Consider the following 12,066-nt stretch of genomic DNA (forward strand, 5'->3'; position numbering starts at 1 on the left):
AATTAATAAGTTAATTAAATAAATTAATTAAGAAAGTTATATTTAATTATTTAGTTATTTTAATTACAATCCTTCAAATATTTTCTCAGAAGGCATATATCCTCCTAATGTCCTTGCTCTATGGATTCTTTTAACTACTGCAATAACTTCTTCGTCATCTCTCATCGGAGTTCCATCTTTTCTATATATTGTTGTAATTTCTGCTAACTTTTCAGCAGGTAATGGTTCTCCAACATCAACAGGCTCATCCAATGGTCTTCCAACCTGGTCTTTTACATACAAAACATGACCTGTCTTTTCATCATATACATATCTTTGAAGAGCATCAAACATTAATCCATTCTCATCCAATCTTAATGAGTGCCCATGCACAGTAGCTCCTCTCATACCACAGGTTGCAGGGTCAAAGAATGCTGTATCAATACAGAAATTCTTTGAAACTTCTTCAAGGTTACTTTCTCTCATTTCAATAACCTGTCTTCCTGAAAGTGTTCCAGTATCTACTCCTCTGAATCTCCACATGTAAGTTCTTGCTCTGTCATAAGGTTGAGCAGGTGCATTATACATGGAATCTGCAAACTGTATATACCTGATTCTATGTCCTTCCTTAGCTCCTGTAATAGGTTCAACTAAGTCTCTTACATAATCTTCTGGCAAGTCCATTTCTTCCAATGGAGGGTGAACTGTTTTATAATCTTCACCAGGTTGCCTGTGTCCCATGACTTTTACAACTTCATCATCTGGAATTTCTCTTAATTTTTCCAATTCAATTTCTGGGTTCATGTGATTTCTTCTGTTCTGTGCAATTTTTGTTGCACCAGGGTAATATTGAGGCTTGTATGCCATAAAATCACCTCTTAAATTAAATGCTTCTTAATTTTTTCAATTACTTCATCAATTTTTGATTGTGGAGCTGATTCACCCCTAACAACCCCTGTAATAATATCTACAATCATGCCTCCTGTTTTAGGTTCAATAGGCATAACCTCTTTGGTTTTAACACCCACTTTGGCAAAATCTTCCATATCCACAGGCGTTTGGCAGACTACTATCGTAGGTATATGCACATACCTTAAAAATAATCTTGCCTTATATACGATATGGCTCTTAACATTCCCAAAGTGAATAACGCAAAGTTTATGCCTATTTACCTGCTCGGCTTCTTTTGGTTTTAACCCAAATGTTGAACCGAGGCTCCCATGAGGGGCATCATGAGGAATACCAGTACCTGCATCCAATACAAGAACACTTGTTTGGATTCCTGCTTCCCTTATTCCATAGGTAATTTCACAAACTGGTTTTGTAATATGCCTCCTTCCAGGAGACATAGCTACAACTACAACATCATTTTTCAAACCTTCTGCGAAGGTTCCTCTTTGAGCTAATCCACCACCTTCGCCCAATCCCATTACGGACCTGCAATCCACAATTTGTTCTCTTCTACCTACTGGCATATAATCACTTTAAATTTCTTTTTACTTTTCTTTTTCATCCTTTTCTGTTTTATTGTCTTCTTCATCTTTTGGAATAATTTTCACTGCGGATTCATATTTACTCCTTGGGTCGGTCAAACCTATCATATTTTTGTCCATCATATTTACCAGCTTCTCACCGTATTTTATATAATCTGTTACGGTTGCTTTATCCCTAGTAAATTTGCCGACCGATATATTGTATCCATACGGAAACAGTGATTTACAGATTTCTTCAATTTTATCTACTTCACTGTCATCCTTTAATGTTATCCAAAATCTTCCTGCCATTACTGTGAGCTCAACAGGAACTCCATGAACATTAATTTCCTTTCTCTCAGGATGATTTACGGGAGTTCCTTTTGCAGGACCGTAATATACGGTTTTTGGCAAAGGTTCGCCGTGGATTATAATTCTTTCCACAGTATCTAATGAATAAGCTTTATTAAGGAATTTTTCGGTAGTTTTAGCTTTTAAATACCTATGGGGGAAGACTTCTATTTCTATCATTTTATTACCTATTTAGTTTAGTTAATTGGCATGATTGATAAATTATTATTAATTATTATAATCAATATATTGAGTATCATTAAGCATAAAAGTTATTAACTTATAATTTATTATAATTTATCTTTTATTTCAATAGCACCTTCAATTACATGCTTCAAAGGTTCTCTAAATTCATCAATAGCACTGTATACTGCACCAACTAATGCTGATGTTTTTTCAGGTGAAAACATCTGAGTTCCTGCATCTACACATAATGCGGCACATACTGGTGGAATAGCAAATCCTTTGGAGTGTCTTGTAACGATGTGGTTTCCTGTGAATATACCTGGACCACCACCACCATAGATGGAGTGTGAGAAGAAACTGAATCCTACCGCAGTACCTTCTGCTCTACCGAAATCAACACCTGGCAAACCAGTTTCATATTCTATTATATCGTTGTAGTATAAGATTGTTGAAGCAACATTTTGAGCAGCTCTTGCTGCACCACAATTTACAATAGCTGCTGCTGCTAAACCTGCTGCTGCATAAGCATTCCACTTAGCAACATCTACTGGTTTATACATTGTAAATCCTGAATCTAGTGTTTTATCTTCTACAATTACATTATCTTCAAGAGCTCTTTCAACTAATGAAGCAACAACTGTACCAACTGTACCTTTACCGTTTGCTTTTACAAGGTCAATTACTATGTTATCTGCATTTAAACCTTGGTATCCAAGACCTAACAAGTGCATTCTTTCAAATTCACCTATTGCATCTCCCATTTCAAACATTGCTGTTTGTTCCATGATTGATGCAAATGCAATAGCGTTCATGATGTTTTTCTTTGTTGTGGCTACATAGTGGTTTACCATAATGTTTCTCAATGCGTAGCCTAAACCTTCCATGTTTGAAGGAGCTCCTAATAATGAAGCAATGTTTCCTCCCATATAATCCATAACTTGTGGGTATCTTCCGATAATTGCGGCATGCACTGTTGAACCTTCAAACATATCTATGTCAAATGTTTTAATAATAGCTTCTTTCAAAGCCATTGCTGTGTTTAACATAGATACTGAATATTCTGCTGCTACCTCTAATCTTCTGGATGGCAACTGAACAACTGCCTGTTTTCCACCGTTAATTGTTCTAATATTTGTATCATCATCTGGTGAAATTCTTAATGTTTTTTCAACTTCTTCCATAATAGCGTCAGCATTTTCTACTATTGGCAAATCCAAGGTTCTTCCTGGAATTTTGCAACCTTTGCCTCCGAGAGCTCCGGTTTTTAAACTGTTTTCTATACCTGCTAAATTAACTGCTACTGTTCTCTTAACATCGGATACTATCTTCTTTACAACTGGGTTGTACAATGGGCTTATAGCCTCCAACGGTACATTTTCTGCTGCAAGATTACCTTTCGCATCATACAAATTTATCTTATCTTCATACTTTACCATAGGAACCACTCCTATTATTTGATATATGCACTACATCCTATATTTTTATTTATATATTCCTTTTTCCATTGAATTCAAATCGAAAACTATATATAGGAGATATTTTTTAAAGGAATATTATAAAAAATTTATTCATATATTTAAATTTATTATTTTAATTTAATTTTATTTATTTTTAATTATTCTTTACAATATATGGTTTTTTGAGAGTTTTAGCAAAATTTTATATTTATTTTATTATATTTATAATTATATTATTTTTTATATTATATTATTTTATTTTTATTCATAAAACTATGAGATACTAAGGATACTAAAATAACCAAAATAAAACATTAGAGGATATTTATGAATTTCAATATTAATAATGATTTAGATGTTAATTCCAATCTTGATATATTTAGCATGGGTTTTGATGATTCAAAACATGACAATGATATCTTAAAATCTCAATCTCAACTTTTGGTTGATTTAAAAGGAGAGCCTGGTAAAAATTGCGGAGGATTTTGCAAATTTTGCTACTTTAAAAAAGTGGATAATTCCAATCCAACACCATTCGGGTGTAAAAACTGCACATTTAATATAGGTTGTGATTACTGCACCTATTCTGTAAGGGAAATTAATGGAGATTTTATACCATTACCTCTTGCTATCCAGCAAATTCAAAATGCATTATTTTTCCAAAAATACGATAAGGTAAATATTACAAGTGGTGGGGATGTTAGTTTTTATCCCAATTTAGAGGAGCTCTGTAAATATATAGGTAATATGGGCTTAAAGATTCATCTTGGATATACCTCTGGAAAAGGTTTTAATTCTATTGAAACTGCCAAAAATCTTGTTGATTATGGGGTCGATGAAGTTACATTTTCAGTATTTTCTACAAATCCGAAACTTAGAAAAGAGTGGTTATATGATAAAAACGCAGAAGAATCATTAAAATGTTTAAAATACTTCTGTGAAAACTGCGATGTCCATTGTGCCATTATATTAGTTCCTGGAATAAATGACGGTGAAGAGCTTAGAAAAACCATTAATGATTTGATAGAGTGGGGAGCTCATGCAGTAATATTAATGAGGTTTGCAAATAAAACCGAGCAAGGACTTATTCTTGAAAATGCCCCAATAGTAGAAGGAATTGAAACTCACAATATTGAAGAATTTAAAGAAATTGTAAAGAAAACTTTTGAGGAATTTGGAGATAAAATAAGAATTACAGGCACACCGCTTTATGACCCTTTGACAAATGCACCATTTGCTCTATCTTATGAAGAGAGATTACTGAAAAAATTAAGAAATAAAATAAAATCGGAAGCTACCATAATTACAGGAAATATATCTTATCCATTTTTAAAAAATATATTTAAAGATACTCCAATTAATGTAGTTAAGGTTAATAAAGATATTTCAGATTTAATTACTGCAAAAGATTTAAAAACTGTTGATTTAAATGAACTAAAAGATACGGTATTTATACCCCCAATGGCCTTTGTTCATGACAGAATTGCAGAAGAAATATTGAATAGGGATGGAAAAGATAGGATGATTTTAAGGGGCATTGATAAACTATCGGTGGATGGAGAAGTAAGTGGAATATTGACAAAAGAAGAGGTTTTAGAATTCGAAAAAAATGCTTTTGAAGAACTAATTGAAAAGATAAATTTCTTTGGAAAACCTATTTAATCCTATTTTGATTTATTTTTTATATTTTATATAACATTTTTTCTATATTTTTTATTTTAAAAAAATTAATTTTAATATATACATATATAAATTAATAGACCTATAAAAAATGCCGAGGGGGGGACTCGAACCCCCGACCTCTCGGTTTCCCAGGACCCAAGGAGAGTATTTGCTCCTTGGGAATATCCGTATGAGCCGAGCGCTATAACCAGCCTAAGCCACCTCGGCACTGTTAATTCTGTAATATTATTAAATGCATCACTAAATAATAGTATCTCATATATATACTTTTCGCCGAAAGATTTATATAGCATTATGTAAAACTACACTATGCGTTTTTAAACTATAAATTAATAGTATATAGCGGGGGTTGCCAAGTCTGGCCAAAGGCGCTAGGTTGAGGGCCTAGTCCCGTAGGGGTTCGAGGGTTCAAATCCCTTCCCCCGCACTAATTTTATTTTGATAATTATCAGGCTCCAAAACTCACTTCGTTCGTTTTAGACTTTCGGTAGCATCCTTTTCGAGCGATAGCGAGAAATCAGAAAAAAACCCTACGGATTTTTTTACTGCCTAAGGCATCGTATAATTCACGAAGTGAATTTTGAGATTTTTAAAGGATGCGTTTAAATCCATTCCCCCGCACTATTTTTTTAATTATAAATCCATTAATTTATATATATTATTTTCAAGTCTCGACCGAAGCAAAACAAGGTTATTTTGTAGCATTTTTTTAAAGGATGAATTGAATTTTAAGATTTTTATTATTTTTAATTAAAATATTATATAAATAATAATTCTCTAAATATAATACAATAATAATAATGGAGAATTGATATGAAAAAAATAATAATATGTGTAAGTGGTGCAAGCGGAGCTCACTATGCTAAAAGACTTCTTGAAGTTTTAAAGGATAATGAAAATGTAAAAACCTGTTTAATAATTTCCAATTCGGCAAAGAAAATAATACAGCATGAGCTAAATATTACAGTCGATGATTTTATAAAATTATCGGATGAATACTATGAAAATAACAATTTCTTTTCACCTGTTGCATCAGGTTCAAATATATTTGATGCTGCTGTTGTAGTTCCATGTTCCATGAAAACCTTATCATCAATAGCAAATGGATACACTAGCAATTTGATATGTAGGGTTTGCGATATAGCCTTAAAAGAGCAGAGAAAATTAATAATAATGCCAAGAGAAATGCCTTTTAATGCCATACATCTTGAAAACATGCTAAAACTCTCAAAATTGGGGGTTTTAATAATGCCTCCAATTCCAGGATTTTACAATGAACCAAAAACAATAGATGATATTATTGATTTTGTAGTTGGAAGAATATTGGATAATTTAGGAATAAAAAACAATTTATTTAAAAGATGGAAAGGATAATTAAAAATATTAAAATATTAAAATGTTAACTTATGATATTAGAACTTTATGGTATTAGGTGGAATTATGCTTGATAAATTGGGACAAAATATTAGTAGTGCATTAAATAAAATAAAAAATGCTACATTTGTGGATAAAAAACTCATAAAAGAGGTAATTAAAGACATTCAAAAGGCACTAATCCAGGCTGATGTAAATGTAAAACTCGTATTTAAAATGAGCAAAGAAATAGAAAAGCGGGCAATAAATGAGGATATACCAAAGGGGCTTTCGAAAAAAGAACATATTATTAAAATTGTCTATGAGGAGCTCGTAAAATTACTTGGTGAAGAAGGGCAAAAATTGGAGTTAAATCCAAAAAAACAAAATATCATATTACTCGTGGGTATTCAAGGTAGTGGTAAAACTACAAGTGCTGCAAAACTGGCAAGATATATTCAAAAAAGAGGTTTAAAACCTGGATTAATAGCAGCGGACATATACAGACCTGCGGCATACCAGCAGTTAAAACAGCTTGCAGAGAAGATACATGTTCCATTATATGGTGATGAAACTAAAACAAAAACTCCAATGGAAATTGCAAAAGAAGGTATTAAAAACCTTAAAAAGATGGATGTTTTAATAATAGATACCGCAGGAAGGCATAAGGAAGAAACTGGACTTTTGGAGGAAATGAAACAAATAAAAGATGTTGTAAATCCTGACGAAATTATACTTGTAATTGATGGAACACTTGGACAGCAGGCAAAAAATCAGGCTAAGGCATTTAAAGATGCCGTAGGCGAAATAGGGAGCATACTTGTTACAAAATTGGATGGTTCTGCAAAGGGTGGAGGAGCTCTAAGTGCTGTGGCTGAGATAAATGCACCTATAAAATTTATAGGTACCGGTGAGAATGTAGATGATTTGGAGCCATTTGACCCAAATAAATTTATTTCAAGACTTTTAGGAATGGGGGATTTAGAAGCTCTTCTTGAAAAAACTGAGGATTTAATAGATGAAGATACGGAGGAAAGTATAGACGCTATATTAAAAGGAAAATTCACACTTAATGAATTATACTCTCAGTTGGAGGCTATATCTAAAATGGGACCTATGAAACAAATAATGAGTATGATTCCAGGATTTGGAGGGGCTATTCCAAAAGATGCTGCAAATCTTACAGAACAGAAATTAAAAAAATATAAGATTATAATGGATTCTATGACTAAGGAAGAGAAAGAAAATCCTGAAATAATTAAAACTTCAAGAATGAAAAGAATATCAAGAGGTGCAGGAGTTAAACAGGAAGAGATAAAGGAGCTCCTAAAATATTACGCCACAACCAAAAATGCATTCCAAAATTTAAAACGAGGAAAAATGCTTAAAATGGGAGGTCCGATGGGCAAAATAATGAGGCAGTTAATGTTTAAAGAATAAAATAACAGATAAAAGGGGAATATTATGAAAACATTGATTATTTGCAAATCCATACACCATGGAAACACCAAAAAAATAGCTAATGCCATGGCAGAAATATTAAATGCTGAGGTTATTGCCCCTGAAAATGTAAATTTGGAAGATATTGGAAAATACGATTTGATTGGATTTGGCTCTGGAATATACTTCGGAAAACATAATAAAGAACTCTTAAAACTCGCGGATAGCCTTCCATGTGGGCATAAACCCGTATTTATTTTTTCAACAAGTGGCTTTTGGTTGAATAAATTTCATAAGCCCCTTGTGGATAGATTAAAATCCAAGGGATATGACATATTGGGGGAATTTAACTGCAAAGGATTTCATAACTGGACGATATTTAAATTAATAGGGGGTATAAATAAAGGACATCCAAATAAAAAGGATATTGAAAATGCAAAAAAGTTTGCCGAAGATTTAAAAAATAATATTTAATTTTTTAATTATTAATTTATTCTTTTAATCCTGTTATTCTTATTCCTGAACCTTTTAATTTATATTTTATATTTAATCCAATTAATAACGGTGTAATTTGTTCTATGTATTTTGATAATTCCAATTTCCCGCAGTCTATGGCTCTAACTCCATCTATTTCCTCCGCAAGAGACTTTATGATATTTTTTGATTCAACATCATCTCCACATACAAGTATATCGCAGTCCACTGGATTACCTACGTCTTCGAGCTCCTTACAACATACATTTTGAAATGCACTTACTACCTTTGAATCCTTTAAATAATCTTGAACCATTTCAGCCACCGAGCCCTGTGGTGGTAAAACTACCCTTGTTGCCTTGTCTCCTATTGCAGTTGCCAGTGGAACTCCAATGGATACAACTATTTTACCTTTTAGTTCTTCTTTTAAGTCTTTTAATGTTGATAATATGTGTTGATATGGCAATGATAATATAACAATATCCCCCTCTTTTGAAGCTTCTTTATTATCCAAACCTATTATATTTTTGTAGGTTAATCCCTTTGAAGATAATATCTCCTTTGCTTTATTTGAAGCCTCTTCTGCCTTTTCCTTCTTTCTTGAACCTATTATAACATCATGATTCTTAGCAAATCTAAGTGCCAAACCAAAACCTTGGTCTCCTGTTCCTCCTAAAATTGCTATTTTCATTTTATCACCAAATGGGTTATACCCATATTAATTATAATCTTATAGATTATTATTATTTTATAGATTAAGATATATAGTTTATGATATAATTTATAAAGTATAATTATATGTTATTGAGTTATTAATTATTTTATATTTTTATATTCAATATGCCTTTTTTATCCAATTCTATATTAAATATTAATTCCTTAACAATCTCTCTACTTTTAACTGCATCTCTTATATTTTTAGATTCAAATGATATAACGCCTTCATAGTCTATATTCTTTAATTCCCCAAATACGCTGAAAAAATCAATATTCCCCTCTCCAACAGCCAAATGTTCATCGTCATTTCCACTATTATCATGGCAATGGACATGAACAATACCCTGTCCTATTTTATTCAATTCTTTAACATATTTACTTGGATTTCCGCAGGCAGTATTTGCATGACCAATATCAAAGGTGATGCCTAAATATTTAGAGTCTATATCCTTTATAATCTCTTTCAAACTCTCAGGAGTTATGCCTAAAACCCCCATATAATTTGGCATATTTTCCAAACCAATCATAACTTCATAATCTTCCGCTACTTCAACTATATCATTTAATGTTGAAAAATTGTTATCCAGGAGCTCCTCCACATAGCTTGACCACAAAGGTGGAATATATCCAGGATGCACTGTCACAACATTTGCGTCAAGTTCAAATGCCCCCTCAATTGCTTCTATTATACAGTCAGTAGTTAATTGTCTCACTTTGGCGTTCATTGAGGCAGGATTTAAATCTGAGAATGGAGCATGAACAACAATTTCTACCTCATACCTGTTTTTTAACTCCATAAGATATTTTATATTTTTTGGGGTTAATTGATGACTTCCCTCACATACGATTTCCCAACAATCAAATTTATTTTCAGCAACCTTTTCTATGGATGATTGCAAGGTTTCAGGTAAAAATACAAGAGAAGATACTCCGAATTTCATAATATCACCACATTAAATAAAATATATATTAAATAAAATAAATAATAATCTATAAAATAAGATATAAATAAGATAATTATAAGGCATAATATAATTATAATTTAGTTAGTATAAAAATATTAAAAAATTATTTTATTCATACTCCTTATATATGCCTTTGAATATTACGGCATTTTCAGGAGAAACATATTTAGGATACGAAATTTTCTTTTTTAATTTACCTTCTGCAATAGCCTCGAAGAGCTCATCTACATTTTTATAGTTTCTCTCAACATAGGCACATACATTGCAATCCTTAACAAAATATTTGTCATTCTTTTTTATAAAATTATCTACGCCTTTTTTATTGAATACGGGAGGACCTATTTTAAGCTTAATATTTGGCAGTTCCCATACTAAAAATTCCCACGAAAGATAACACATATCATCATCTGCATAATTTCCACATCTTAAAAATTCAAAATCATTTTCAATTAAAATTTTATTGATACTTTTTTGTAGTTTTTCCATTTGAGGATATATTACATCATCAACAATATCTTTGTTTCTTCTAATACCCAATGTAAATAGCATTCCTTTTTTTCTATTGCCAAGTTTTTCATTTAAATTTTTATGATAATCATAAAAAAAGTCTTTTGAAGGATTTTTTAAAAACTGATATGAATAAAATATAAATTTGCAAAAATTCTCTTTACTCAGGGCTGCGGCTACATTTCTATTTAAATCCACAGGGTCATAAACTACAAGCGGGTCTTTGAAATCGGCAAATTTGTAATCTTTATTTAATTTATAAATATTGTATATTTCATTTAATATTATTTTCTTTCCAAGTTTCCATTTCTGAGCTCCGATTAATGTGTTTATAAATCCACCGTAATGTATTATTAGGAGCTCACATAGATATCCAGAAAATCCCTTAGTTTTTAAATCAGAGCCGTAAATACCAATACCTTTTAAGAATTTTTTTAAAAGTCTAACCTCATTATTTAATGTGTTTGATTTCAGCATTTTCTTTAAAAACTCGTTATGTAGGGGCGTTCTATCCACAGCAGACACTATATTTTCCCCCCAATTCAGTTTATAACAGGGCACTATATCTATGTCATACCTTCCAATCTTTGCTGATATATATGGATGTTCTGCATACTCTATCCAATATTTACCGTTTAATTTTTCTATTACCTTTTTACCTATTTTTAAAACAGTCTCTTTTAATACTTCTTTATCTACACCTTTTTTGAATCTTATGAAAATATCTATGTCGTAATCATTTTTTAAATTGGTATTTCGAGCAGTAGAGCCTACTTGAACTATATCCACAATTAAATGCCTTAATTTTTCATTGTTTAATTCATCATATAATTCATTTATTATTTTTTTAGAGAATTCCTTTATTTTCGTTTCTTCTTCTTTACTAGGAGATATATCATTTAATAATCCATCCAATACTTCTTTAACATCCTCCAATTCAAAATTTTCCTTATCCATAGTGAATCCCTCGATATTGATATAAAAAATAAAAATAATAAATAAGAAAGTAAAAGAATAAAAGAATAAAAAGCTATCAATAATATACTATAAAAAGATAAAATTTAGATGGCACTTTCCATATCATCTGATTCTTTATTTTCCAATACCTTTAAATGCTCGATATATCTTTTCATGTTTTCAGATTTTGGATTTATGTATTTAAATGCATTTTCCAATAATTTCATAGATAAATTTTTTGAAATTGCATCATCCTCATGAGAGAGATAATTGGCAATACATGCAGATAATAAAAAAATAGCAGCTCTCTGTTCAGTCTTTAATTTATGGATATGGTGAGGTCTAACATCCAATTCTTCATAAATCTTTATATATTCACAGGAATATTCACTTGGGACGAGCTCCCTATATACATGAACAAAGAATTGGTGGAGCTCCATAAGTTGCTCTTTATGCATTTTATCACTTCGATATAAAACATGAAAAAAATAATAAAATAATAATTATAGTTAAAAAATGAAAATT

At 31.2% G+C, this 12,066-nt stretch carries 12 protein-coding genes and 2 tRNA genes; 5 read left to right on the plus strand and 9 right to left on the minus strand.

The features are described from left to right. Positions 1-63: 63 nt before the first annotated feature. The 4 genes from mcrG to mcrB form a co-directional block, all read right to left on the minus strand. Positions 64-846, minus strand: coding sequence for a coenzyme-B sulfoethylthiotransferase subunit gamma (gene mcrG, locus METOK_RS04880; protein WP_013867111.1), 783 nt, complete (start codon positions 844-846; stop codon positions 64-66). An 11-nt stretch (positions 847-857) separates the two neighbouring features. Continuing rightward, on the minus strand, positions 858-1,454 hold the full coding sequence (gene mcrC, locus METOK_RS04885; RefSeq protein WP_013867112.1) for a methyl-coenzyme M reductase I operon protein C: 597 nt from the start codon (positions 1,452-1,454) through the stop codon (positions 858-860). A 21-nt stretch (positions 1,455-1,475) separates the two neighbouring features. Beyond that, positions 1,476-1,982, minus strand: a complete 507-nt coding sequence (gene mcrD, locus METOK_RS04890) for a methyl-coenzyme M reductase operon protein D (protein WP_013867113.1) — start codon at positions 1,980-1,982, stop codon at positions 1,476-1,478. A 110-nt stretch (positions 1,983-2,092) separates the two neighbouring features. After that, complete coding sequence (mcrB, locus tag METOK_RS04895) at positions 2,093-3,424, minus strand: coenzyme-B sulfoethylthiotransferase subunit beta (RefSeq protein WP_013867114.1); 1,332 nt, start codon at positions 3,422-3,424, stop codon at positions 2,093-2,095. A 405-nt stretch (positions 3,425-3,829) separates the two neighbouring features. On the opposite strand from mcrB, the gene mmp10 reads away from it, so the two are divergent. Continuing rightward, complete coding sequence (gene mmp10 / locus METOK_RS04900) at positions 3,830-5,107, plus strand: methyl coenzyme M reductase-arginine methyltransferase Mmp10 (RefSeq protein WP_048058051.1); 1,278 nt, start codon at positions 3,830-3,832, stop codon at positions 5,105-5,107. Positions 5,108-5,217: 110 nt separating this feature from the next. Here the strand turns inward: mmp10 and METOK_RS04905 are convergent. Continuing rightward, a tRNA-Met gene (locus METOK_RS04905) sits at positions 5,218-5,335 on the minus strand. Positions 5,336-5,470: 135 nt separating this feature from the next. On the opposite strand from METOK_RS04905, the gene METOK_RS04910 reads away from it, so the two are divergent. From METOK_RS04910 to METOK_RS04925, 4 genes are all read left to right on the plus strand, one after another. Beyond that, positions 5,471-5,555 (plus strand) — tRNA-Leu (locus tag METOK_RS04910). A gap of 386 nt (positions 5,556-5,941) precedes the next feature. Further along, positions 5,942-6,502: a UbiX family flavin prenyltransferase gene (locus METOK_RS04915; RefSeq protein ID WP_013867116.1), complete on the plus strand. Its 561-nt coding sequence runs from the start codon at positions 5,942-5,944 to the stop codon at positions 6,500-6,502. A gap of 66 nt (positions 6,503-6,568) precedes the next feature. Continuing rightward, entirely contained in the window at positions 6,569-7,921 is a 1,353-nt protein-coding gene (locus METOK_RS04920) for a signal recognition particle protein Srp54 (RefSeq protein WP_048057890.1), read from the plus strand. 24 nt (positions 7,922-7,945) lie between these two features. Then, positions 7,946-8,395 (plus strand): flavodoxin family protein, encoded by a 450-nt coding sequence (locus tag METOK_RS04925; RefSeq protein WP_013867118.1) that lies wholly within the window; start codon positions 7,946-7,948, stop codon positions 8,393-8,395. Between the two features lie 16 nt (positions 8,396-8,411). Here METOK_RS04925 and npdG read toward each other — a convergent pair whose 3' ends face one another. The 4 genes from npdG to METOK_RS04945 form a co-directional block, all read right to left on the minus strand. After that, positions 8,412-9,086, minus strand: a complete 675-nt coding sequence (npdG, locus tag METOK_RS04930) for an NADPH-dependent F420 reductase (RefSeq protein WP_013867119.1) — start codon at positions 9,084-9,086, stop codon at positions 8,412-8,414. Between the two features lie 130 nt (positions 9,087-9,216). After that, complete coding sequence (locus METOK_RS04935) at positions 9,217-10,053, minus strand: sugar phosphate isomerase/epimerase family protein (RefSeq protein WP_013867120.1); 837 nt, start codon at positions 10,051-10,053, stop codon at positions 9,217-9,219. Positions 10,054-10,185: 132 nt separating this feature from the next. Beyond that, entirely contained in the window at positions 10,186-11,541 is a 1,356-nt protein-coding gene (gene cca, locus METOK_RS04940; RefSeq protein WP_013867121.1) for a CCA tRNA nucleotidyltransferase, read from the minus strand. 104 nt (positions 11,542-11,645) lie between these two features. Next, positions 11,646-11,999 carry a UPF0058 family protein gene (locus METOK_RS04945; RefSeq protein ID WP_013867122.1) on the minus strand — a complete coding sequence of 118 codons (354 nt, stop codon included), beginning with the start codon at positions 11,997-11,999 and terminating at the stop codon, positions 11,646-11,648. Positions 12,000-12,066: the final 67 nt, after the last annotated feature.

This window comes from Methanothermococcus okinawensis IH1 (assembly GCF_000179575.2).
GTDB classification, from domain to species: Archaea; AGJL01; Methanococci; order Methanococcales; family Methanococcaceae; genus Methanofervidicoccus; species Methanofervidicoccus okinawensis.